Source organism: Streptomyces sp. NPDC088732, from assembly GCF_044751205.1.
Taxonomy (GTDB): domain Bacteria; phylum Actinomycetota; class Actinomycetes; order Streptomycetales; family Streptomycetaceae; genus Actinacidiphila.
This window is the reverse complement of record NZ_JBIVLI010000010.1, coordinates 120,862-144,918: the sequence shown is the minus strand read 5'-3', so window position 1 is coordinate 144,918 and position 24,057 is coordinate 120,862. Positions and strand designations below refer to the sequence as shown.

At 72.6% G+C, this 24,057-nt stretch carries 19 protein-coding genes; 5 read left to right on the top strand and 14 right to left on the bottom strand.

Annotated features, from left to right (window positions below):
• Positions 1-290: 290 nt before the first annotated feature.
• Entirely contained in the window at positions 291-4,535 is a 4,245-nt protein-coding gene (locus ACIP9H_RS18755) for a LamG-like jellyroll fold domain-containing protein (RefSeq protein ID WP_401959825.1), read from the bottom strand.
• Between the two features lie 480 nt (positions 4,536-5,015).
• Between ACIP9H_RS18755 and ACIP9H_RS18750 the strand changes: the two genes are divergently transcribed.
• Positions 5,016-5,666, top strand: a complete 651-nt coding sequence (locus tag ACIP9H_RS18750; RefSeq protein ID WP_401959823.1) for a TMEM175 family protein — start codon at positions 5,016-5,018, stop codon at positions 5,664-5,666.
• Between the two features lie 22 nt (positions 5,667-5,688).
• Here the strand turns inward: ACIP9H_RS18750 and ACIP9H_RS18745 are convergent, their stop codons facing one another.
• The gene (locus ACIP9H_RS18745) at positions 5,689-6,654 is read right to left on the bottom strand and encodes a zinc-binding alcohol dehydrogenase family protein (protein WP_401959821.1); all 966 of its coding nucleotides are present in this window, start codon (positions 6,652-6,654) and stop codon (positions 5,689-5,691) included.
• 101 nt (positions 6,655-6,755) lie between these two features.
• Between ACIP9H_RS18745 and ACIP9H_RS18740 the strand changes: the two genes are divergently transcribed.
• Both ACIP9H_RS18740 and ACIP9H_RS18735 read left to right on the top strand, forming a co-directional pair.
• Complete coding sequence (locus tag ACIP9H_RS18740) at positions 6,756-7,202, top strand: MarR family winged helix-turn-helix transcriptional regulator (RefSeq protein WP_401959820.1); 447 nt, start codon at positions 6,756-6,758, stop codon at positions 7,200-7,202.
• Positions 7,203-7,319: 117 nt separating this feature from the next.
• Positions 7,320-8,957: a phosphonate degradation HD-domain oxygenase gene (locus tag ACIP9H_RS18735; protein WP_401959819.1), complete on the top strand. Its 1,638-nt coding sequence runs from the start codon at positions 7,320-7,322 to the stop codon at positions 8,955-8,957.
• A 106-nt stretch (positions 8,958-9,063) separates the two neighbouring features.
• Here ACIP9H_RS18735 and ACIP9H_RS18730 read toward each other — a convergent pair whose 3' ends face one another.
• The 5 genes from ACIP9H_RS18730 to ACIP9H_RS18710 all read right to left on the bottom strand — a co-directional run bounded on the left by ACIP9H_RS18730 (position 9,064) and on the right by ACIP9H_RS18710 (position 15,622).
• The gene (locus ACIP9H_RS18730) at positions 9,064-10,449 is read right to left on the bottom strand and encodes a Fic family protein (protein ID WP_401959818.1); all 1,386 of its coding nucleotides are present in this window, start codon (positions 10,447-10,449) and stop codon (positions 9,064-9,066) included.
• 55 nt (positions 10,450-10,504) lie between these two features.
• Complete coding sequence (locus ACIP9H_RS18725; RefSeq protein ID WP_401959816.1) at positions 10,505-10,873, bottom strand: hypothetical protein; 369 nt, start codon at positions 10,871-10,873, stop codon at positions 10,505-10,507.
• Positions 10,874-10,920: 47 nt separating this feature from the next.
• Complete coding sequence (locus ACIP9H_RS18720; protein ID WP_401586946.1) at positions 10,921-11,700, bottom strand: GntR family transcriptional regulator; 780 nt, start codon at positions 11,698-11,700, stop codon at positions 10,921-10,923.
• Positions 11,701-11,856: 156 nt separating this feature from the next.
• Complete coding sequence (locus ACIP9H_RS18715) at positions 11,857-13,830, bottom strand: phosphocholine-specific phospholipase C (protein WP_401586944.1); 1,974 nt, start codon at positions 13,828-13,830, stop codon at positions 11,857-11,859.
• Between the two features lie 25 nt (positions 13,831-13,855).
• Positions 13,856-15,622: a hypothetical protein gene (locus ACIP9H_RS18710; protein ID WP_401586942.1), complete on the bottom strand. Its 1,767-nt coding sequence runs from the start codon at positions 15,620-15,622 to the stop codon at positions 13,856-13,858.
• 435 nt (positions 15,623-16,057) lie between these two features.
• Between ACIP9H_RS18710 and ACIP9H_RS18705 the strand changes: the two genes are divergently transcribed.
• Positions 16,058-16,639 carry a dihydrofolate reductase family protein gene (locus ACIP9H_RS18705; RefSeq protein ID WP_401586940.1) on the top strand — a complete coding sequence of 194 codons (582 nt, stop codon included), beginning with the start codon at positions 16,058-16,060 and terminating at the stop codon, positions 16,637-16,639.
• A 143-nt stretch (positions 16,640-16,782) separates the two neighbouring features.
• The gene (locus ACIP9H_RS18700; protein ID WP_401586937.1) at positions 16,783-18,015 is read left to right on the top strand and encodes a PP2C family protein-serine/threonine phosphatase; all 1,233 of its coding nucleotides are present in this window, start codon (positions 16,783-16,785) and stop codon (positions 18,013-18,015) included.
• Between the two features lie 27 nt (positions 18,016-18,042).
• On the opposite strand, the gene ACIP9H_RS18695 is transcribed toward ACIP9H_RS18700, so the two are convergent.
• The 7 genes from ACIP9H_RS18695 to ACIP9H_RS18665 form a co-directional block, all read right to left on the bottom strand.
• Positions 18,043-19,014 (bottom strand): aldo/keto reductase, encoded by a 972-nt coding sequence (locus ACIP9H_RS18695; protein ID WP_401586935.1) that lies wholly within the window; start codon positions 19,012-19,014, stop codon positions 18,043-18,045.
• 72 nt (positions 19,015-19,086) lie between these two features.
• Complete coding sequence (locus ACIP9H_RS18690; RefSeq protein WP_401959813.1) at positions 19,087-19,248, bottom strand: PQQ-binding-like beta-propeller repeat protein; 162 nt, start codon at positions 19,246-19,248, stop codon at positions 19,087-19,089.
• Positions 19,249-19,425: 177 nt separating this feature from the next.
• Positions 19,426-20,280 (bottom strand): DUF4232 domain-containing protein, encoded by an 855-nt coding sequence (locus ACIP9H_RS18685; RefSeq protein ID WP_401586929.1) that lies wholly within the window; start codon positions 20,278-20,280, stop codon positions 19,426-19,428.
• On the bottom strand, positions 20,264-20,752 hold the full coding sequence (locus ACIP9H_RS18680) for an RNA polymerase sigma factor (RefSeq protein WP_401959812.1): 489 nt from the start codon (positions 20,750-20,752) through the stop codon (positions 20,264-20,266). The genes ACIP9H_RS18685 and ACIP9H_RS18680 overlap by 17 nt, the downstream gene beginning before the upstream one ends.
• A 55-nt stretch (positions 20,753-20,807) precedes the next feature.
• Complete coding sequence (locus tag ACIP9H_RS18675) at positions 20,808-22,049, bottom strand: hypothetical protein (RefSeq protein WP_401587326.1); 1,242 nt, start codon at positions 22,047-22,049, stop codon at positions 20,808-20,810.
• 196 nt (positions 22,050-22,245) lie between these two features.
• On the bottom strand, positions 22,246-22,767 hold the full coding sequence (locus ACIP9H_RS18670) for an AAA family ATPase (protein ID WP_401959810.1): 522 nt from the start codon (positions 22,765-22,767) through the stop codon (positions 22,246-22,248).
• A 392-nt stretch (positions 22,768-23,159) separates the two neighbouring features.
• Complete coding sequence (locus ACIP9H_RS18665) at positions 23,160-24,041, bottom strand: YegS/Rv2252/BmrU family lipid kinase (RefSeq protein WP_401959809.1); 882 nt, start codon at positions 24,039-24,041, stop codon at positions 23,160-23,162.
• Between the last annotated feature and the right edge of the window lie 16 nt (positions 24,042-24,057).

Below are 24,057 nucleotides of genomic sequence, written 5' to 3'. Positions count from 1 at the left end.
GCCACGCGGCGACGACTTCACGCCGTGCCCGCTCAGCGGTTTCTCCGAAGCCGGAATCCCCGGCATGTCGTCGGCCACCGCCGTCGGCGACGCCACACCCTGCAGCACCGTCCCGACCAACACTCCGGCGACGGCCACCGCGATTCTGCGGCGCAACCGAAGCCTTGACTGCCTGCGCATTCCCTACCCGTCCTGTCGAATCCGTGCATGCCGAAGAAGCCCCCACACGCGGGGGCGACCCAGTGGGTTCGCCCCCGCGCGGGGAGGATGCTGCTGGTGGTGCCGGGTTGTTACGGCCCGGGGACCGTGGCCAGGTCCTCGCCGTTGGCGAGGCGGGCGATCTGGTCGTCGGAGGCGACGCCCTGGAACGTCCACACGTCGTCGATCACACCGGGCCAGTACTCGCCCCAGGTGCCGTCGGTCCTGCCGCGGCCGAGCTGGAGCCCGGCGGTGGCGTTGAACGGCAGCACGTTGGAGTTCCAGGACACCGCGTCCGTGCAGCCGGGCACGTCGGGGTCGCCGTCCTGGTCGTCGTCGGCGCACACGACCTGCTCCAGGTTGCCGTCGACGTACAGCCGCATCTGGTCGGCGAAGGCGTCGTAGACCACGGCCAGGTGGTTCCAACTCGTGTTGTTCATGAAGTTGGGGTGCTCGGCCGTCGCCACCGTGGCGCCCTTCACGTCCGAACCCGGCATCGCCAGCTGCCATCGCCCGGCGTTCGCCGGATCGGTGGCACTCGGTACGTAGCGCACCGAGAAGCCGCTGTTGACCGAGCCGGCCTGGGAGAACACCGTGACGGGGTGATCGGGGCGGGCCGCGGTGCTGACCCATGCCGCCGCCGTGAAGCTGGTGCCCGTGGACACCGGCGAGGTGGCGGTGGACGCGTAGTCGCCGTCACCGTCCAGCGACAGGCCGCCCGTGCCGACCCAGTTCGAGTTGCCGGAGGTGTCGATGACGGCGTTGCCGCCGAGCGTCAGTGTGCGCTTGCCCGAGGAGTCGTCCGGGGACGTGACCGGCGTTCCGGTGCCCGTGTCGAGCTTCCAGCGGCCCTGGACCACCGGGCGTGCCTTGTTGAGGTCCTTGACCTCGTCGTCGGACAGTGCCCGGTCGAAGACCCGCACGTCGTCGAGGTCGCCCTTGAAGAAGCCCTGGGCACCGCCGGTCTCCTTGTAGCCGAGCGTCATGTGCGACACCGCCAGCCACGGAGTGGTGAACGGCTGGGTGTCCTTGAGCACGCCGTCGACGTAGAGCCGGATCTGCGCGGCGTCGAGGTCGTACACGCCGACCACGTGGGTCCATTCGCCGAGCCGGGCGGCCGCGCAGTTCACGTTCGGGTCGCAGGCGTTCTCCTGGGCCCGGATGAGACCCGCGGTCGTCGTGTCCTCCTTGGCCCGCATGAACACCCAGCCGCCCAGCGCGGAGGAGTGGTAGAGCTCGAAGCCCGCGGTGTTGAGGGAGCCCTGGGTGGCCACGGTCATGGCCTTCTGGGCCTTGTCCTTGGGCAACCGCGCCCACAGGGAGATCGCGAAGCTCTGGTACGTGTCCAGTACCGGCTGCCCGGTGACGATGCCGTCGTCGACCCCGTCGAAGGTGGCCGCCGTGCCGTCCACGCCGGCGGTGCCGAGCAGAGCCCCGCCGTTGACGGTGGCGTTGACCTGCTGGGCCCGGCCCACGACCGAGGTCGCGCCCGCGTCCTCGTCCAGCGGCCAGACCAGCTTGGCCGGACGCGCGGTGTTGACGGGCTGCTTGGCGTAGAGCTTGGCGATCTGGCTGTCGGTCAGCTGGTAGTCGAAGAGCTGGGCCTCGTCCAGGTCGCCGGTGAACCAGTTGCTCACCACGCCGTAGTGCTGCGCGGCGCCGATGATCGTGCGGCCGCGGGCGTCCCAAGGATTGGGGAAGCTCGCGGTGCCGACCTGGGCACCGTTGACGTACAGCTTCAGCTCCTTGGTGGTGTTGTTGAAGACACCCACGACATGCGTCCAGGTGCCCAGGCGGGACGCGGCGCAGGCGGTGTCACCGGCCGGGCACGGCGGCTGGGAGGCCCGAACGGCGGTCGTGCCCTGGGCGTCCTGGACGTGCCGCAGGAGCTGCCAGCCGCCCAGCGCGGTGGAGTAGTAGATCTCGAAGCCGCTGGTGTTGGCGCCGGCCTCGGAGATGGCGACCGGGGCTCCGCCGGGGTAGTCGGCGGGCAGCTTCGCCCAGATCGACACGGAGAAGCTCTTGCCGGTGTTCAGGACGGGCGAGGCGGTGGCCGCGTAGCCGTCGACGCCGTCGACGTGCAGGCCGTGACCGGAGACTCCGTCGCCGCCCGTCGTCGCGCCGCCGTACAGCTGGGCCGGCCACTCGCCGCCGGAGCCGCTGACCGTGGTCGCGCCGGCGGACTCGTTGAGCTTCATGTTCAGCCGGTCCGGCTGGCCGGCGTTGACCCGGAACTGGTAGGTGCGGATCTCACTGCCGTTGCCGGCGCCGTCGAAGGCCTGCGCGGTGATGAAGTTGACGCCGGACTTCGTCGGCATGAACTTGGTGGTCTGCGCCGCGCCCGCGGTCGTCGTGAGCGTGTGGGCGCTGGTGGGGTCGCCGTTGATGCCGAACCAGTACTTCACCACGTCCGTCGCGCTGGAGTCGATGGTGAAGGTGCCGTAGCGGCCGACGCCGTCCAGCCAGGGGTCGTTGGGGTCCTCCGGGTCGGAGGCCGGGTACTGGGTCGAGGTGATGGAGGGACCGGCGGGGGCGTTCGGGTCGTAGTAGACCAGGCAGTCGGTCGCGGACCCCGAGTAGCTCCACGGCGACCACTGGGCGCTGTCGTACGAGCGCGCGTGCCAGCCGATCTTCTTGCTCTTGGGGAGCGTCGAGGGCAGCTTGATCGAGAAGTCGGAACCCGACTTCTTGTACGTCGTCATCGCCGACGTCCAGCGCGCCGTGTAGCCCTTGCCGTCACCGGTGTCCCACGAGGCCTGGAACTGCACCGCGACGTTGTCGCCGTCCGGGTCGGTGACGTCGTTGGCACGGATCGTCGGCAGGCTCCTGACCTGCTTCATCGTCGAGGAGCACGCGCCGCCCGGGTCCTGGGTCAGCTGCGACATGCGGATCTGCGTCGGCGGACGGTTGTACTCCACCCGCAGCCACGCGTCGTCGGAGAACCGCTTCCAGCCCGAGGAGGAGTTCTCGTCCTTCGCCCTGAGGCCGAACGTCGTGGTCGACCACCCGTTGGCCGCGGCCTGCTGGACCGCGCGTCCCGCCCAGAACTCCACCGTGCCGCCGGGGCAGTTGCTGCCCCAGCCCTTGGCCTCGCTCAGCGTCTGCTGGAGGTCGATCCAGAAGCTGTCGTTGTTCTGCGTGTTCCACGTCGTCGAGGAGCTGACGCCCTTGGTGCGCCACAGCTGCACGTCGGACTTGGTGCAGCTGTCCGAGTACGTCTCGTTGGCCACGAAGGTCGCCGACAGGATCGACTTCCCGGAGAACTTGGACGTCGGGATCGTGTAGAAGATCCGCTTCACGTCCTCGGGGGCGCACCGCACGTCACCCGCGCAGTACCCCATGCCGGAGTCGGAGTTGCCGTTGAACTTCCACTGCGGGGAGGAAGCCCAGAAGCGGGACACGAAGGTCCAGTTGGACGCCTTCGGGGAGTACCACTGCGGGTCGATGAAGACCGGGAACGTGGCGTTCTTCAGCAGGCCCTGGTCGGGCCGCAGCACGAGCCGGTCGTCGGCCGCGGGCACGCTCACCGCGATCGGGGCGACGTTCGCGGAGGCGTCCGGGCCGTCGGCGGGGTTGGCGGGGCTGACGGGGGCGTCGGCCACGGCCGCCTTCGCCGACCGCGCGGCGGAGGCCGGGGCGGCGGGGGTCGTCGCGGAGTCCCACATCACGGGCCGCGGCGCCACGAAGACGGGGCCGCCCGCGCCCTTGTCGACGGCCGCGAGGCCGCCGTCGGCGGTGGTGCGCACGTCCATGCCGTCCGCGTCCATCGCGAGCTTCAGCTCGGCCAGCTTCGGGTCGGCCGCCGCCTGCGGGGTCTTGACGACCAGCACCTCCGAGGCGCCGTCGACGCTCGCCCTCACCTGGAGGTCGACGTCCTTGAGCACCGACCGGTAGGTCGCGGTGCTGCCGTCGATGACCGGCTCCGGCAGGGCCGTCGGCCAGGACAGCGACAGCGTCCGTCCCACCCGGCCCAGGGTGATCAGCGGCTGCTTGTCGCCGCCGCCGGAGAAGGCGATGTCCATCGTGGCCACCTTCGGCCCGACGGAACCGTCCGCGCGCTTCTCCAGGCCGGTGTCGACCGGCTTCCACGCGCCGTCCACCCGGGCGCGGACCGGACGCACATGCTCGATCGCCTCGAAGTTGCCGTTCGGCAGCGCGTACGTCTCACTCGTCTCACCCCGCAGGGAGGCGATCTCGACCTTCTTGCCGGAGCGCTTCGCCTGGCTGAAGGCGGCGTGCTCGGACGCCGTCCCCACCACCGGGGTCTTCGCCGGCGCGGCGGCGTGCGCGGCCGGGGCGGAGAACCCCAGGGCCGGCAGCGCGGCGAGAAGCGCCAATGACGTAGCGGCAGATGTCCAACGTTTCGCCGTACCCGGCTTCACGCCGTCAGCACGGCGTGACCTGTCCCACTTCATAGCCCCCACCATGGACTCACAAGATCTACACAGCAGCGGCTGATCAAACCCTGGGCCTCTTCGGACGGTCAACGGTCAACCGGCGGCAGGGGACGACCTGTAAGGGACATGACCGGATCAGGAAGGGGAACTGTGAATATCACCTTTTCCCTGAGTGAACGGACGGCCAATCGGCATGGTCCGGCGGGGGCCGCTCGGGAGTGGAGTCCGGTCCGACCTGGGAGGATCCGTCCGGCGCACTCCCCCGCGGCGCCGCGACCGGCACCCCGGTCGGCACGGACCGGACGCGCCGGCCGACGGCCCGCGGCGCGCCCGGCGCACCGCGAACCTGTCCGTAAGATCCCTTGCATGACGGGCCAACACCATGGTGACCATGCGTCGGATTCGTCCGGTGAGGGCGGTATGCGCCTGTCGGACACCGGCCGGGTCGAAGCCTTCAGCGACAGCGTCTTCGCCATCGTGATCACGCTCCTGGTGCTCGACCTCTACGACCACGACGTCCGGCCCGGCGACCTCGCGTCGGACCTGCTCGCGCGGTGGCCCGCCTATGCGGCGTTCGTGGTCTCGTTCGTCTACGTCGGCGTCATCTGGCTCAACCACCACGCGCTCTTCCGCCGGATCCACCGGATGGACGGCGGCCTGCTGTGGATCAACCTCGCGATCCTGTTCAGCACGGTGATCGTCCCCTTTCCCACCTCCGTGCTCGGGGACGCCGTGGCCGAGGGCGGGGGCACCGACGACCAGCGGGTCGCCGTCGTGCTCTACGCCCTGGTCGCCGCCGTCATGTCGGCACCGTGGTGGGGGGTGTTCTCGTACCTGTGCCACCACCCGGAACTGCTCGAGCCGGGCGTCCCGACCGGCTACCTCCGCGCGCAGCGGATCCGGCCGTTGACCGGTCTCGTGCTGTACGTGGTCTGCGGGGTCGGAGGCTGGTTCGTCGGCCCGGCCTTCGGGATGGCCTGCATCGCCGTGGTGATCCTCTACCACGCGCTCACCAGCGAGGGCCTGCGGGAAGGACCGGCCGGCCGCCTCCTCGGCGCCTTCAGGCGCTGACCCCGGTCGTACGTCGGGCGGGTCAGGCGTCCGGGGTCAGCACGGTGCGCTGCCCGGGGGCCTCCGGGGTGGTCCAGGCGTGTTCGACCCGGGAGAGCGGGACCGGCAGGGTGTCGACGGCGAAGGTGCCGGAGTCGATGAGGCCCGCCAGGGAGGGGAGTTCGGCGAGGATGCCCTCGGTGCTGACGGAGCCCTGGCCGCTGCCCATGAGCCGCAGGTTCGCGCCGCGCAGGTAGGCCGAGGGCAGCGTGATGTCCGGTCCGGCGACGGAGCCGATCTGGACCCAGGCGAGGGGCTTGGCACGCTCGGCACGGGCGGTCAGCACGGCGGGCAGGGCGTGCTCGGCGGCGGGGCCCCACAAGTAGTCCAGGACGACGTCGGCGTCGCCGGCCGCGCGCCCGAGCCGGCCGGCGGTCCGCTCGGGGTCGCCGAGGAGGGGGACGGTCTCGTCGGCGCCGAGACCGGGGAGGAGCTCCAGGCGTTCGGGGTCGCGGCCGGCGGCGACGACACGTGCGGCGCCGAGGTGCTTGGCGACCTGGACCGCCAGCCGGCCGGCGCTGCCGGTGGCGCCCAGGACCAGGACGGTGGCGCCGGGCGGCAGGGGGGCGCGGCGGCGCAGGGCGATCCAGGAGGACATCGCGGGGTTCATCGCAGCGGCCACCGCGACCGGGTCGGTGCCCGCGGGCAGGCCCACGGCCCGGCGGCGGTCGACCACGGCCCGCTCGGCCATGGTGCCGGCCACCCCGTCCGGGGCGACGAAGTAGAGCAGTTCGCCCTGCGGGGTGCGGCCGACCGCGTCGATGCCGGGGACCAGCGGCAGGACGCCCTCGGAGGTGCAGTGGCTCCCGTCGGCTCCCGAGCGCACCCGGGGGTGGAGCCCGGCGGCCAGGACGTCGACGAGGAGCTCGTGCTCCCCGCGCGGCTCGGGTTCGGCGACGGTGCCGTAGCGGGGAGGTGCGTCGAAGGAGTGGACGACGGCTGCGTGCATGGCGGCCTCCAGAGAGGTGGGAGGGGCGGACGCATATAGTTTGTATCGCGTACCACTTTCAAAGTAGTTTGCGTCACGTACCAAGTCAAGCGGAGGCAGCCATGACCGAACAGCGCGAACCGGACCTCACCGACGGCCCCGCGAACACGACCGACGCGCTCGCCCAACTGTCGTTCCTGGTCCACGGAACGCTGGCACGCGTCGCGGCGCGGCACGACCTGTCCCTCGTCCAGATCCGCCTGCTCGGCATCCTGCGCGACCGCCGGCCGGGCATGCTCGAACTGGCCCGCCACCTGGACCTGGACAAGTCCTCGATGACGGGGCTCGTCGGCCGCGCCGAGAAGCGCGGACTGGTGGAGCGGCTGCCCTCGCCCCACGACGGGCGCGGCGTCCTGGTCGCCCTCACCCCGCTCGGGAAGCGGCTCGCGGAACAGTGCACCGCCGAGATGGACGAGCACGTCGCGGCGCTGACCGAAGTCCTCACGCCCGGCGAGCGCGCGGCGATCCGCGCCGTGAGCACAAAGCTCCTGCGTGCTGCCGGAAAGTGACCGAGTCCCGCGGGTCGGCGGGGCTTCGCCGCACCGACACCTCCCGGTCACCGAACGGTCGTGTCGCCCTGTGACGGTCGGGGAAGTTGGCTATACAACTTTCGCCGAGGAGTGAGCATGACCCCCCTGACCGCCTTCCCGGTCGCCGAGCTGCCCGCGATGTGGCTGCGCGACAACTGCCCCTGCACGGACTGCCGCGACCCGCGGTCGGGCCAGAAGCTCTTCCAGATCGGCGCGCTGCCCGACGGACTCCGCGTCGAGACGGCAACCGATGCCACCGGCACCGCCGGGGAGCCCGCGATCGAGGTCGTCTGGGCGCCCGACGGCCACCGCTCGACGTACCCCGTCACCTGGCTCACGGCCCACCGGCCCGGCGGCACCTCGTACGGCGACCGGCGCACCGAGGACGGCAAGGAGCTGTGGAAGGCCCGCGATCTGGCCGGGCGGCTGCCCGAGGCGGACTGGGACGCCTACATCGCCGAACCGGGCCTGCGGGCGCGCCTGCTGGAGTCCGTCCTGCGGCTCGGCTTCATGCTGCTGCACAAGGTGCCCGAGCGCGACGAGCAGGTGCTCGCCGTGGCCGAGACCTTCGGCTTCGTCCGCGAGACCAACTACGGCAAGCTCTTCGACGTGCGCGTCGAGCCCGACCCGAACAACCTCGCCTTCACCTCGGTCGCCATCACGCCGCACACCGACAACCCGTACCGCGACCCGGTCCCGACGATCCAGCTGCTGCACTGCCTGGTCAACGACGCCGAGGGCGGCGACTCCGGCCTCGTCGACGGCTTCGCCGCGGCCGCGCTGCTGCGCCGCGAGGACCCGGAGGCCTTCGCCGTCCTCAGCCGGACGCCCGTGCCGTTCGTCTTCCGCGACGCGGGGACCGAGCTGCGCGCCGATCACCCCCTGATCGGCACCGACGCACTCGGCCGGGTGCGCGAGGTGCGCTTCAACAACCGCTCGATCAGCGCGCTGCGGCTGCCGGCCGCCGAGCTCGACGCCTTCTACGCGGCGTACCGCACCTTCGCGGAGCTGCTGCTCCGCCCCGAGCTGCAGCTGAACTTCCGCCTGTCGCCGGGCGACTGCCTGGTCTTCGACAACACCCGCCTCCTGCACGCCCGCACGGCCTTCGCCCAGGACGGGGCACGCCACCTCCAGGGCTGCTACGCCGACCTCGACGGCCTCGCGAGCAGCCTGGCCGTGGTGCGGCGCGCGGACACCGTGGAGCCGCTGGCCGAGCTGTTCGCCGGGGCGGGCTCCGCGGAGTACCTGGGCGAGGCGGTCTCCATGGCCGAGCACATGCTCCAGGCCGGCGCCCGCGCCGAGGCCGCCGGCGCCCCGCCGCACCTGGTGGCCGCCGCGCTGCTGCACGACGTCGGGCACTTCGCCGGCGAGGTCACCGGCCAGGACCTCATGGACGGCACCGACAACCGCCACAGCCACACCGGCGCCGACCTGCTGGCCCGCTGGTTCGGGCCCGAGGTCACCGAGCCGGTGCGGCTGCACGTCGCGGCGAAGCGCTACCTGTGCGCGGTGGAGCCGGAGTACTACGACCGGCTGTCGGAGGCCTCCAAGCACACGCTGGCGGTCCAGGGCGGCCCGATGACCCCTGAGCAGGCGGCCGTTTTCGCCGCCCTCCCGGGCGCGGCCGACGCGGTCGCCGTCCGCCGCTGGGACGAGGCCGCGAAGGACCCGGAAGCCTTCACGCCGGCGTTCGAGCACTTCGTCCCGCTGCTCACCGCGCTGATGCGCGGCTGAGGCACGACGGGTCGTCCTCGCGTCCCGCGCCGGCGCTTGCCCGGCGGCGCGGGTCCGGGAATGCGCCCATCGGCAACGGCCCTTGCCCGCACCGCGCTTACCTGCCTCAGGCCGGAGCACGGGAGCCGGAGGGAACGGCGGCGAGCCGGGTCTCCGCGATGTGGAGGCCGACGTACTCGGCAAGCTGCTGCGCGTCCCGCGGTTCTTCCGCCCTGAACGAGATACGGCGGATCAGGCCGACGTTGTCGAGCCCGACGCCCTCGCGGGCAAGGACGAAGACCAGCACGAGGAAAGCGGACCGGGCGTTGCCGTCGTCGAAGGGGTGGAAGAAGCAGACGTCGAGAAAGGCGCGGGCGGCACGGGCCGACAAGGCCAAGGTGTTCTCGCCGCCCGGCGCGCTCTCGGCCAGGCAGGCGTCCAAGCGGACGGGCGTCGCCGCGCCGATGCCGTAGCGCTCCCTGCCCTCCTTGGCGAAAGCGGGCAGGCTGCGGAACGCCGGCGGCTGCGGTGTGTGCAGGACGTGCTGCTGCCAGCCGCGCAGCAGTGCGAAGTCGAGCGGGGCGGAGCGGGCCGCGTCGAACCGTGCCAGGGCCAAGGCGTCGAGCAGGCCCTTCTCGCGGTCGGGGTCCAGGGCGCCGTCGAAGACACGGATGTCCTCCGCCGCTCCGTCGCGTGAGGGGCTGACCGGCCCCTCCGACGCCCCGTCCCGGGCGGCCTCCCACGACACGGCTTCGCGCACGGCGAGCCACCGCTCCAGATGGTCGGGCGTCGCGGGTTCGGGGAGCCACTTGCCGTCTTGCGGCCACAGGGACAGCGCGAGTCTTTCCGCGACGTCTGCGACGAGAGCAGCGTCGGGGCCCGTCCAACTCAGGAACCGCCCGCCGATCGCCCGGTCGACCAGGTCCCCCGCGATGCCGGGTCGGACTCCCCAGTGGCTGAGGAACCAGGTGAGCACCTGACGGCAGTGCCCGTACCAGGCGCTGCCGCAGCCCGTGCGGTCCGTCACGTACAGGATCAGGTTCCTCGCGGCACACTCCCACAGGATCCGCTGGTCCTCGACAGCCGCCGGCTCCAGCGCGTACGCCTCGAACTTCTCGGCCAGGCTTTCCAGCCACTCGCGCCACTCGCAGAGCGACGCGACGACACGGGCGACGGTCTCCTCGGGGGTGGTGATCGAGCCTGCGGCGCCGCGCCAGCTCCCGACCGGCCCGCCGTCGAAGTCCTCCTCGTCGTGCGCCCAGCGCCAGCCCACGACCCAACGGCCGTACGTCTTCACCAAGGCATGCGACATGGCGTCGGCCCAGGGGCGCGCCTCGTTCCAGCGCCAGGCGTCCAGCACGGCATCGCCGGCCGGGACATCGGGGCGACGTGGCACGCGCCGGGCCGGCCCGAGCGACCGCACCACCCGGTTCGCTGACGCGCTGTCGAAGGGGTGACGGGCTGGGTCCACCTCGTCCCAGCTCAGATCGCGAGGAGACAGCTCTGGGTTCACCGGGCAAGCCTGCCACGGTCACTCGGTACGCGTACGCGTGAACAACCGCGGGAGGTCACCGATCGCGGGCGGAGGCGAGGCGGCGGATGCGCTTCGTGCGGCCCGTGGTGGCGAGGCGGTGCAGGACGGCGGGTTCCTGCGAGGAGGCGGCGAGGCGGAGTTGGAGCCAGTCGGACCAGGAGTCCTGGACGGACGGGTCGGCGAGCTGGGCGGACAGCGACGGGCTTTCGAGGACGCCGAGTTCGCGGGCGCGGCGGGCGGCGTAGGCGCGGGCGCGCGCGGTGCCGAGGCGGTCGGTCCAGGCGGGGCGGTCGGCGGCCGGGACGTGGCCGAGGGCGTGCAGGACGATGCCGAGCGCGATGGCGTCGTCGGGCTCGGTGGCGACGGCGTCGAAGAGTTCGGGCAGGCGGGCGGGGTCGTCCATGGCCAGGCGGTACCGGGCCCACCGTTCGTGCTCGCCCGGCGGCCCGGTCAGGCCCGGTCCGTGCGCGGGCTGTGGTGGCGGCCGAGGGTGGAGGCGGCGACCGAGTTGTGCACCGTGAAGGCGATGGTGCCCGGCAGGTAGCGGTCCTCGGACCACTCGACCGGCACACCCGCCGGGTCCGTCGTACGGCGCCGCTCGCGCAGCAGGACCTGGCCGGCCGGGCACTTCAGGAGCCGGACGTCGTCCTCGTCGGCCCACGCGATGTCGATGGTGTGGTCGGCGTCGGTGAAGAGCACCCCGTGCCCCACCAGCGCCTCGGTGTGCGACACGACGTCGGGCGCCAGTTCGGCCACCAGGGCGCCCACCCGGGCGGGGTACAGGGAGCGCTCGACCATGACCGGTTCGCCGGACAGGGTCCGCACCCGCAGGACGAGGTGGACCTCCGCGCCGGGTTCCAGGCCCAGTTGCGCGGCCTCGGCCGGTTCGGCCGGCCGCCGTACGACGCGGTCGACGCGCCCGCCCGGCGTCTCGCCGAGGGAGCGGGCCCAGTTGGTGAAGCTCAGCAGTTCGGAGAAGCTCTGCGACCGCGGGCCGCCGAGCACCGTGCGCGGGGTGCCGCGCCGCGAGGTGACCAGGCCGTCCGACCGCAGCACGGCCAGGGCGTGCCGCACCGTGCCGCGGGAGACCCCGTAGCGCTCGGCCAGTGTGCCCTCCGGGGGCAGCTTGGAGCCGGAGGCGTACTCGCCGGCGATGATCGCCGCGCGGAGTTCGGCGGCGACCCTGCGGTACCGCAGGTCGCTGTCGCCGCTGCCCTGGTCCTCACGCAACGTGTCTCCCGGCCGCTCTCGTGTCCACCGGGCCGGCGGTCCGGCCGGCCACGGACAGACCTTATCCGGCCCGGACCGCCGGTCCAGGCGCAGGTGGGACACGGCGAGGGTCCGGGCCGGAGCGAGTGCCCCGGCCCGGACCCCTCGGGACGTCCGTCACACGGCGTGGACGGTGCCCGCGTACCGCTGGACGAAGCGGGTGCCGGTGCCCGCCGTGACGGTCACGTCGTACCGGCCGTCGTCGGTGCGCCACTTCACGGTGTCCTGGTGACCGGCCCGGACCCAGACGATCTCCTCCTCACCGTCGAAGTCGTTCGGCGTGACGGTGAAGGCCACGTCGGAGCCGCCGTCGTTGCGCAGCTCCAACTCGACCGTGGTGTGGCCCGGGTCGTCGGCACGGCGCAGCGCCGCCCCGACGAGCGGCGCGGCCACGTCGTCCTGGCCGTCGCGGACGACGGTGCCCGCGAAGCGGCGGACGAAGCCGTCGGCGCCGTGCACGGAGAAGTCGTAGCGGCCGTCGGTGGCCGCCGCGTCCCACACGTAGGTGCGCGACGAGTGCGGCTGCACCGTGAACGGGGTGCCGACGCGCGGCAGGGCGATGTTGGGCAGCACGGTGAAGTGGTAGCCCACGGTGCCGTCGTTGGTCAGCGTGCAGGTGACCTTGCCGGTGGCCCGGTCGACCGTCACGTCGGCCCACGGCAGGTACGGCAGCGGGCGGTGCGGCCGCTCGCCCTCCTCCTGCGCCGGCATCGACTGCGCGGTGGGGATCTTGACGCCGGGCAGGGAGTTGCCGGCGTCCGCCTTCGCCATCAGCGCGACCGTGTCCGGCAGGGCCGGGATGCTGTAGTCGGGCTTGGTGAAGTCGAAGGCGCTGGTGAGGTCGCCGCAGACGGTGCGCCGCCACTCGGAGATGTTGGGCTCCCGCACACCGGTCACGCGCTCCAGGAACTGCACCACCGACGTGTGGTCGAAGACCTGGGAGTTGACCCAGCCGCCGCGCGACCACGGCGAGACGACCCACAGCGGCACCCGGCTGCCCAGGCCGATCGGCTTGCCGTTCGCGAACTCGTCCTTGGTGCCCGCCTCGGGCATCGGCGGGATGACGTGGTCGAAGTAGCCGTCGTTCTCGTCGTACATGACCAGGAAGACGGTGTGCTTCCAGACCTCGGGGTTGGAGAACAGCGACTGGAGCGCGGTGTTGACCCAGTGGGCGCCGTAGTCGGGGCCGGCCGACGGGTGCTCACTGAACAGGTACGGCGCCACCAGCCAGGAAACGGTGGGCAGGGTGCCGTCCTTGCAGTGCTTGTCGAACGCCGCGGGGTCGAACTTCGTCATGGCGTTGACGTAGCGCGGGTCGTCCTTGGGGAACGCGTGGAACTGCTTGAAGTACGACAGCGCGTTGTCGTCGTAGTCGCCGTAGCGGTCGTCCGAGCCGTCCGGGTTGTGGTAGACGCGCCAGCTGACGCCGGCCTCCTCCAGCCGCTCGGCGTACGTCGTCCAGTCGGCCACCGGGTTGTCGGTGACCGGGGTGTTGTCGGTCCACGGGCCCGTGGTGCCGTCGACGCCGGGGCCGGCGGTGCCGGTCCACAGGTAGAGGCGGTTGGGGTCGGTGGGGCCGTTCAGGGAGCAGAAGTATCCGTCGCAGAGGGTGAAGGCATCGGCGAGGGCGTACTGGTAGGGGATGTCCTCGCGGTTGAAGTAGCCCATGGTGCGCTCGCCCTTGGCGGAGACCCACTTGTCCATGGAGCCGCTGTTGACCGCGGAGTGGCCGGTGTCCCAGTCGTGCGGGAGGCCGCCCGCGTTCTGGGCGTTGTACTTGGTGGTGTCCATCCGGAAGGGCAGCAGGTAGCCCTCGGAGCGGCTGCGGTCGGGCTGGCGGAACACGGAGTCGCCGCTGGGCAGCACGACGGCCTGGCGGTCGCCGAAGCCCCGCACGCCGTTGAGCGTGCCGAAGTAGTGGTCGAAGCTGCGGTTCTCCTGCATCAGGATGACGACGTGCTTGACGTCGGCGATGCTGCCGTCCCGGTCGTCGTGGCTCGCTGCCTCGGCCGTGCCGGGCAGTCCGACGGCTGCGACGGCAGCCCCGGCGGCGGCGGTGCCGATGAAGGCGCGGCGGCTGAACTGGGTCATGGGGTGGTCCTTCGGGTCGTTCGGGTCAGCCGCGGGCGGACAGGGAGAAGGTGACGACGGCGGCGGCGTGGTCGGAGGGCCAGCCGTTGGCCGCCGTGCCGGGCACGGGCCGGGGCCAGCCGGTGACGAGGCTGTGGGCCTCGACGACGCGCAGCGGTCCCGCGTACTGGATCTGGTCGACGCGGTCCTGCGGCTCGGCACCGCTGCCGCTGTCACGCTGCGGCCTGACGGGGGACCAGGTGGTGCCGGGCTCCGCGACGGGGTCGGTGTGCACGGCGCGGAAGGCGTCGGTGAGGCCGGCCTGCTCCAGGGTTCCGGTGACGGGCCAGCGCACGCGGCCCACTCCCCCGTGCTGGTCGGCCGTCTTGGCCGTCCAGTCCAGGTGCGAGGGCGAGGCGAGGCCGGCGGCCAGGACGACCGCGCCGCGGGAGGCGATGTCCGCCCGCATCGCGGCGACCAGCGCCACGGCCTGCCGGTAGCGGAGCGTCTGCTCCTCGGCCGCCTCGACCTGGGCGGCGCTGCTGCCCGCGAGGAGCGCGTACGGCCCGTAGGCCGCCTCGTCCAGCTGGGCGGCCCACAGCCGCACCGCGGGGCCGCCGGGCGGCTGCAGCGTGGCGGCGGCGGCCGGCAGGTCCGCGGTGGGGGCGACGACGTCGGTGAGCGGGTAGCGGCTGACGATGCCGAGGCCGCCGGCCTGGTGGACGTCCCAGCCGAGCGCCTTGGCCAGGTTGCCGGCCGCGGTGCCGCCGGACTCCTGGAGGGCGACGACGTCGAGGCCCTGGGTGAGCACCAGGCTCAGCAGCTTCTCCGCGAAGCCGTCGATGTGGGTGCCGGCGTCCCAGAGGTTCAGCGAGGCGACCTTGAGCGGGATGCGGTCGCGGTTGTCGCGGACCGGCACCTGCACGGTGATCGTGTCGCTGCCCGCCGCGCTGTCGGTGACGGAGACGACCACGCGCCCCGGGTTCTTGGGCGTCGCGGCCGGCGCCTTGCCGGTGACGGTGCCGTCCGCGGCCACCGACAGCCAGGAGTCGCCTCCGGCGCGCCGGAACGTCGCGCTGCCGGCGGGGTTGCCCTCGGGGCGCGCCCACAGGCCCGCCAGCGGCACGGAGATGTCCGTGCCCGTCAGCTGGGGGGCGGTCGTGAGGGCGTCCACCACCGCGTGCGGGCGCGGGATGACGGGGCGGGGGACGAAGCTGAACGGCGCGGTCTTGGCGAGGATGCCGTAGCCGTCCTTCGCCAGCAGGTAGCCGGTGTACGGGCCGCCGGTCAGGCCGGCGGTGTTGATGGTGATGTCGCCAGAGGCGGCGGGCGTGTACTCCCAGGCCAGCGAGCCGCCGTTGCCGGGCTGCCGGTTGCCGTCGTAGACACCGACCCAGTTCGTGGCGTACGGCGTGTCGGTGGTCCAGTGGAAGACGACCTGGTCGCCCTCGTAGGGGTTGGGGGTCTTCAGCGTGATGGAGTCGCCGGTGGGCGCACCGGCGAAGCTGAACGGCGCGGTCTGCGCGAGGATGCCGTAACCGTCCTTCGCGAGGAGGTAGACGGTGTACGGGCCGCCGCTGAGGCCGGAGGTGTCGAGCGTCACCTGCCCGGAGGCACCGGGGGTGTACGTCCATACCAGGGAGCCGCTGCCGCTCGCGGGCTTGCGGTTGCCGTCGTAGACGCCGATCCAGTTCTTCGGGTCGGGGGCGTCCGTCGTCCAGGTGAAGGTCAGCTTGTCGCCCCGCTGCGGGGACGTCGGGGAGCTGAGCGCGATGGTGCTCCCGGACGCGGCGTCACGAGTGAGAGGTGGCACGGTGATGGGTCCTCTCCGCCCGGGGACCGCCGCGGCGGGACCCGGGTGAGCAAAGTTGTCTATATAACTTCGCTCCAGCAAGCCGTCTCGTGGCGACGTCCCGGTGAACGAGGGATTGCCGTCCGCGGGGCGGCAAACGGAATTCTCGCTCCGCGCCGCGCCCGCCCCGCCGTGCACGAGAGGCGGTGAAACACCAGGCCAACTGCGGTTGTCGGGCGGGCGGTGGCGTGCGCCGGGGGTGCGGCGGCACGTGGCGCGCCCGCATCCGGGATGCCGGTGCCTGGTGACGGGGTGGCGGGGTCCGGTCGAGCACACTGTGCGCAGCCCGGCCGTTTCCGGGCCACGGTCCTGACCCGTTCCCGCCGATGGATTTCCTGCACGTGCGGCCGCTCACCACCGGCTAATTTGGGGCACCCCGAAGCAGAGGAGAGCGCCGTGGGCAAGGTGGTCATGTACAGCACGGTGTCGGTGGACGGCTTCGTCGCGGACGAGAACGACCAGCCCGGACCGCTGTTCGACTGGCTGGTCAGTGGTGACGTCCCATTGGACGGGAGCGGCGCGCTGAAGGTGTCGCAGACGTCCTACGACCACACCCGGCCGTACTGGGACCGGATCGGGGTGACCGTCGTCGGCCGCCATGTCTTCGACATGACGGACGGCTGGGACGGGAAGCCTCCGGGCGGGATCGAGCACGTCGTCGTCGTGACCCACCGGGGCAGGCCCGAGGGCTGGCACCCCGAGGCGCCGTTCCACTTCGTCGACGGCGTCGAGGCAGCAGTCGCCAAGGCGCAAGAGCTCGCGGGTGACCGCGTCGTCGAGGTCGCCGCCGGCGACGTCGGTGGCCAGGTGCTTGCCGCGGGCCTGGTCGACGAGGTGCGCATGGACGTCGTACCCGTGGTGTTCGGGTCGGGCAAGCGCTATTTCGGATCGGTCCACGCGCAGCACCTGCTGGAGGATCCCGACGTGGTGATCCAGGGCGACCGGGTGCTTCACCTGAGCTATCGCGTGCGCCGTTGACCGATCCGAACGCGAACCATGACACCGGACCGGAGGCCCGCCCGTGTGGACTCGCGCGGCGCGCGCCCCGGGATGAGCGCCGCGCCGGGGTCCCGTTCGTATGATCGCCAGGCTCAGGACGTCGGCACCGAGGCGGTCGGGACGTGGCACAACCGGGAATCGACTACGAGGCGGTCTTCCGCGGACTGCCCAGCGCGGTGGCGCTCCTGACACCGCAGTTGTTCTTCGTCGACGCCAACGAGGAGTACCTCGCCCTGTCGGGCCGGCCGGCCGCGGAGGTGATCGGGCACTTCCTCTTCGACGTGTTCCCCGACAACCCCGACCACCGCGGGGCGTCCGGGATGCGCAATCTCGGGGCCTCGCTGCGGCGCGTCGCGTCGACGGGCGAACGGGACGCCATGGCGCTGCAGCAGTACGACGTCGAGGACCCCGAGCACCCCGGGCGGTGGGAGGAGCGGTACTGGAGCCCGGTCAACATGCCGGTGTTCGGGGACGACGGGCGCGTGGCACTGCTGGTGCACCGGGTGGAGGAGGTCACCGAGCTCATCCGCGCCCGGGGCGGCCCCGACCGGGACCGCTCCAGGGTGCTGGAGGCCGAGCTGTACGGCAGGGCGCGCGAGTTGCAGGAGGTCAACGAGCGGTTGCGGCGCGCCCACGCCCGCGAGCGGGAGGTGGCGCTCGCGCTCCAGTCGGCGATGCTGCCCGCCCCGCAGCCGCTGCGGCAGCACCGCGTGGCGGTGCGCTACCGGCCGGCCACGGGGGCGCTCAATGTGTGCGGCGACTGGTACGACCTGGTGGACCTGCCCGGCGGGGGCGACCGGATCGGGGTCGCGGTCGGCGACGTCGTGGGGCACGGCCTGCCGGCAGCGTGCGTCATGGGGCAGTTGCGCAGTGCGCTGAGCGCGGCCTCACGGGTCGCGGACGGCCCGGCCGGCGCCCTGGAGGTCCTGGGGCTGTACGCGCGCTCGGTGCCCGGTGCCGAGTCGACGACGGCGGTGAACGCCTTCGTCGACTGGGACGCGCGGACCGTCACCTACAGCAGTGCCGGGCATCCGCCGCCGGTCCTGCTGCACGCCGACGGCACCGTGGACTTCCTCGACCAGGCCACCGATCCGCCGCTGGGTGCCCGTCCGGAGCACGACTCCCGGCCGCAGGCCGTGATCCCGTTCACCGAGGACGACACGCTCGTGCTCTACACCGACGGCCTGGTCGAGCGGCGCGGCGAGGACATCGACACGGGTCTCGCCCGCCTCGCCGGCGTTCTCGGCCGGCACCGCGGCGCCGGGCCGGAGCGGCTCGCCGACGCGGTGCTCGGCGAGCTGCTGCCGCCCGGCGGGATCACCGACGACACGGCACTGGTGGTCGTCCGCCTGTGAGCCGCGGCGCGACGCACTGACGGGCCGTCAGTTGAAGCCGACGACGGAGTGCGGCCGGTAGGGCTCCTCCAGGGACTTCGCTTCCGCCTCGTCCAGGGACAGGTCGAGCGAGGCCACCGCGTCGAGCAGGTGCCGCTCCTTGCCGACGCCCACGATGGGCGCGGTCACCCCCGGTTGCCGCAGCAGCCAGGCCAGGGCCACCTGGGCGCGCGGCACGCCGCGCCGCTCGGCGACGGCCGCCACCGCGTCGACGACGACGCGGTCCTGCTCGTCGTACAGGCCCCGCCCGTAGTCGTCGGTCTCCTGACGGGCGCTGCCCGCGTCCCAGTCACGGGTGAGCCGGCCGCGGGCCAGCGGGCTCCACGGCGTGACGCCGACGCCCTGGTCGGCGCAGAGCGGCAGCATCTCCCGCTCCTCCTCGCGGTAGAGGAGGTTGTAGTGGTTCTGCATGCTGACGTACTTCGTCCAGCCGCCGCGCTCCGCGGTGTGCTGGGCCTTGGCGAACTGCCAGGCGTACATGGAGGACGCCCCGATGTAGCGGGCCTTGCCCGCCTTGACCACGTCGTGGAGTGCCTCCATCGTCTCCTCGATGGGCGTGTCGTAGTCCCAGCGGTGGGTGATCAAGAGGTCGACGTAGTCGGTGCCGAGGCGGCGCAGGCTGGCGTCGATCTCGGTGTGGATCGCCTTGCGCGACAGCCCCGCGCCGTTGGGCCCGGGGCGCATGCGGCCGTGCACCTTCGTGGCCAGGACGATCTCGTCGCGGTTCGCGTGCTCGGCCAGCACCCGTCCCACGATCTCCTCGCTGGTGCCGTCGGAGTAGACGTTGGCGGTGTCGAAGAAGGTGACGCCCGCTTCGAGGGCGGCGCGGATCAGCGGGCGCGCGGCGTCCTCGTCGAGCGTCCAGGGGTGGTTGCCGCGCTCGGGCACGCCGTAGCTCATGCAGCCGAGGCATATGCGCGAGACGTCAAGACCGGTGGAACCGAGTTTCGTGTACTGCACGTTGCTGCTACCTCCGCGAAAGGTGTGTCGTCCGGGGCGGACAGGACGGGCGTGGGCCTGGCTGCCTGGCGGTCATACGCGCACCGCCCAGAGGGTGCCGCCGCCGTCGAGGACGGCGATCAGGTCGCCGCTCGCGGCGGGCGCACCCACGGTCGTGCTGTCGAACTGGCCCGACCAGAGCGTACGGCCGCCCTCCACGTCGACGATCCGCGCACTGGTCCATCGCCGGAACACCCGTGCCTGAACCGTGTCGGAGAGCAGGGCATAGGGGCCGCTGGCCCGCAGTCGTCCGCCTCTCCTTCAGGCCCGAGTCCCCCGGTGGTGATGGGTTTTCACTCGGCAGCGTTGATCGTGGACTGTGCCTCCCGGCTCCCGGGCGCACAGGACCCGGGCGGGAACGCACCGGCCGGTTCAGTGCGACGCGGGACCGTGCACGGCGGTGACGGACAGGGTCTTCACGCCGGTCGCGGCGCAGCCCAGCAGCGCGTCGTCCGGCAGGAAGAGCGCGTCACGCTCGTCGGGCGGGTAGACCCGCAGGCCCCGTGCCTTCTGCGGGTCGCACACCTTCTGGTCGTAGTTGTCCACCTGGGTCATGCGCAGCAGGGCCTCGGCGGAGCCGCCGCGCGGCAGCAGGACGGCCTTGCCGGGACCGCCCGTGCGCTCGGCGGGGTTGCCGACCTGCCGGCCCGCGGCGCCGTCGACCAGGGAGACCCCCGGGAAGCCGTACAGGGTGCAGGAACGCGGCCCGGAGTTGACGAAGACCAGCACGCGCTCCACCGAACCCGCCGCGCCCTGGGAGCCGCCGAAGGCGATCTTGAGCTGTGCGGACCGGCAGCCGGTCACCTGGGACACCGAGGTGGAAGAGGCGGACGAAGGGGACGAAGAGGACGAGGTGGAGGGCCGCACCGAGGGCGACCCCGTCGTTCCGGACGGCGCGGGCGCGGCGGTCGCCGTGCCGCCCTCCCCGGAGGGCAGGCCGCTCACGGACGGCGCGGCGGGCCGCACCGTCGAGACGCCACCGCCCCCGCCGGGCACCGGCGCCAGGAACACTCCCGCTGCCAGGCAGCCGGCCACCGCGGTGCCGAGCGCGAGCGCCCGGCGCCGTCGCACCGACCGGGCCCGGCGCCGGACGGCGTCGAAGGCGCCGGGCGGCGGTGCCAGGAGGACGACGGGCTGCCGGAACACCTCGGCGATCTCGCTCGGCTCGTCCTCGGCGCTCCCCCCACGGGACCCGGGGAGGTCGCCCGGGTCAGACGGTCGTTTCATGAAGCCCCCTGAGAGAGGCCCGCAGGTGCTGCCGGGCGGCGTGGAGATCGCTCTTGATGGTGCCGGGGCGCCGGTGGAGGGCCACCGCGATGTCGTTCACCGACAGGTCGGCGTAGTAGTGCAGCAGGACGGGGACGCGCAGCCGTCCCGGCAGGGCCTCCACCAGGGCGCGGATGTCGGTGCCGTGGTCGGCGGCCGGGGCATGGTCCACGGTCACGACCTCCAGCTGCCGCACGGTGACCTTCTCCCGCTCCTGCCGGCGCCAGTGGTCCTTGACGAGGTTCGCCCCTATGGAGAAGAGGTACGGAGCGGGTTCCCGGACCGTCGTCCACCGGGACCACAGTCGCGTGAACGACTCGGACGCGATCTCGTGCGCGACGGAGTCGCTGTCCACGAGCTTGCGGCACCAGCCCGCCAGCCGCGGGTAGAAGGACTCGAAGAACTCCTCCGCCTCCTCCGCTGCGCTGCTCACACCGAACCCGCCATTCCTGATCTCGCTCCCCCTGACGCGTGCGACGGCACCTCCGTCAGACGGTGACGACGCTCTTCCAGCCGCCGACGGGGCGTTCTCCCAGGTTAAGGCCCTGCAGGTTGCGCACGACGGTGGGGTGCTGCGCCTCCAGCCAGTCGCAGAACTGGCGGAAGGACACCATGCGGACGTCGTCCTTCTCCGCCATGTCGCCGATCACCTGCTCGACGGCGTCCATGTAGATGCCGCCGTTCCACTGCTCGAAGTGGTTGCCGATGAAGAACGGGGCGCGGTTCGTGGTGTAGGCGCGCTCGAAGCCGGCCATGTAGGCGCCGCGGGCCTGGTCGCGCCACGCGGGACGGCGTGCCGGGTCTCCGTGGGTGGTCCCGGACTGGTTGGCGAGCATGTTGTAGTCCATGGAGAGCACTTCGAAGCTGTGCCCGGGGAACGGCACGGACTGCAGCGGAAAGTCCCATATGCCGAGTTTGCGGCGGGGCCAGACCTGGAGTCCGCCCGGCGAGCTGGCGTCGTACCGCCAGCCGAGGGCGGCCGCGGTGGACAGCAGGTTGAACTGGCCCATCAGGCAGGGAGTGCGGCCGCCGACGAGTTCCTTGGTGTAGTCGAAGGGCAGCGGCTCCAGGTCGTCGAAGCCGGTGTTGGTCCGCCACTCCCGCACGAAGCGCGTGGCCTGCTCTATCTCGCTGCGCCACTCGGCGGGCGACCACCGCTTCACCGAGCCGTAGCCGCCGCAGAAGTGGCCGTTGAAGTGGGTGCCTATCTCGTGGCCCTCCAGCCACGCGGCCCGCAGCTGCTCCAGTGTCAGGCGTATGTGGGCGTCGGTCAGGTAGCCGATGTCGGAGGCGCCGACCGGATTGCGGGGCGGGTCGTACAGGTGCTTCTTGGACTCGGGCAGCAGGTACAGCCCGGAGAGGAAGAAGGTCATGGCGGCGCCCGCCTCCTCCGCGACCTTCCGGAAGCGCGCGAAGAGGCCGTTGTCGAGTTCACCGGCGCCGTCCCAGGAGATGACGACGAACTGCGGCGGCCGCTCCCCCGGCTCCAGCCTGCGCACCTCCGGCTGCCGCGGCTGGGCGCCGGTCAGCGAGGTCGAGCCGTCCCCTATCAGCCGCGGCGACTCCACGCTCGGGGGCAGGGGACGCGGCGGCGCGGAGGTCGCGGGGGCGGAGGGCGCCGAGGGGGACGGCGACGGGGAGGAGTTGCCCCGCGCGAAGGCCTCGCCGCCGGCGCCGCGGTACAACGCGTAGCCGCCGGCCGACAACAGGCCCGCGGCTCCCAGTCCCATGAACGCCCTGCGGGGCAGCCGGGACGGTTCCTCGTTCGCACGACCTGACGCGCTCACTTTGTCTCACTCACTGTTGACGGCCGATCACCGGAAGCCATCGCCTTCTTGCGACGCCACTGGTATAGAGACCGGTGCGGTACCCGTGGTTGTCACGGAATGGCAAAAAAGGCGGTCCGCCGGGTCGGGGGCGGGCTGTTCACCCCGTGGTGCCGAGCCAGTCCCGCGCCGACCGCGGGCTGCGCAGCCGTACGACGCGCAGCGGCGCGAAACGCCGGTCCAGGGAGCGCCGTTCGATCTCGGCGCGCCGGGCCGCGTGCTGGGACCAGGCCCACCGCACCGGGTGGTCGGCGCGGAACCACGAGGCCGCGGTCTCGACGTTGCCGCCGAAGACGCGCTCCCGCAGCACGGTCCTCCGCAGCGACCTGCGCAGGACCCGGGGCATGACGACCGACCTGGGGTAGTCGAGCCAGACGACGGTGTCGGCGTGCGTCCACACCAGGTCCCGGACCTCCGGGTAGCCGAAGGAGTCGAAGACCCACCCGGGGCCGGCGGCGATCTCCGCCACCCGCTCGCGGAACGCGGGGTCGGCGGCCCATCCGGGCCCGGTGAACTTCAGCGCGTCCATCTCGTGGAACGTCAGGCCCAGGCGCGCGGCCAGCGCGCGGGCCATGGTGGTCTTGCCCGCCCCGCTGATGCCGACGACCAGGATGCGTCTCATCCGCGCAGGTTATCCGGGGCGTGACGGCCGCCTCCCTCCCCGGGGGGACCGGCGCCCCGGCCGGTGGCGACGCGACGGTCCTCGGCGGGGGGCTACTGCCGATGCCGTGCCGGACGGCGCCTGAACGCCCTTCGCCGGCGAGGCGCTGGCGGTACCAGGCCCGGCGGCGCAGCGCCTGCCGTGGCGGTCACGTCAGGCCGACCAGTCTCGCACCACCGGTGGAACTGCCGTGCGCCCGGCGGCGCTCGGCCGAATGGACGTGACTCGTGAAACGGCAGCGGCCCGCCGCCACCCGTGCGGCCGGGCGGGGCGGGTCCGGTGAGCCGCGTGGCCCCTCACCCCGGCTCGAAGCCCGCTCGCCCGCGCTTCGGCAGAGCCGGCGCGCAGGCCTGTCAGCACAGCACCTTGAGCGCTCCCGGCCGGATGCGCGCGGTGACCGGGAGGACGGCGTCGACCTCCCCGTCCGCGCCGTAGGGGACGTCGCGGTCGGCCTCGATGCGGATCTCCCTGCCGCGGAGGATCTCGACCTCGGGCCGGTTCACGTGGGCGCCGGTCTTGAGTTCGTTCATCAAAGTGAAGAAGAGCCGGCGCGGCGCGTCGCGGATCATGACGACGTCGAGCAGCCCGTCGTCCACGCGGGCGCCGGGCGCGATCGCGCGACCGGAGCCGTAGAAGCCCGAGTTGGCCGCCACGACGGTGTAGCCCCGGCGCTCGTGGAGCTCCCCGTCGACGGTGACGCGGTAGGCGGCCGCGCGCCAGCCGGCGACCGCGCGCAGGCCGCCCGCGTAGTACGAGGCGGCGCCGCTCAGCAAACGGGAGGCGTTGGCGTGCCGGTTGGCGAGGGCGTCGACGCCCGCGTAGACACTGCCCAGCACGACCGTACGGTGGTGGACCGCGGAGTCGACCTCGATGGTGTCGACCGGGCGGGGGTCGCGGTCGAGCAGGACGCGGGCGAGTTCCTCCGGCCCCGCGGGCAGACCGAGGGCGCGGGCGAAGTCGTTGCCGCGGCCGGCGGGCACGAGGCCGAGGACGGCGTCCGTGCCGCTGAGGGCGCCGCCGACGCCACCGGCGATGCCGTCCCCGCCGACCGCGAGCACGACGCGGCCCCGCTCGCCCGCGCGGCGGGCGAGTTCCCGCGCGTGCGCCAGGCTGGTGCTGTACTCCGTCTCCAGCTCCGCTCCGGCCTCGCCCAGCAGCCGGGCGAGCGGCAGGAGGGCGGCGGCCCCGGTGGAGCCCCCGGCGGTGGGGTTGACGACGGCGGTGAACTGTCGCATGCGCGTACCTCCGTGA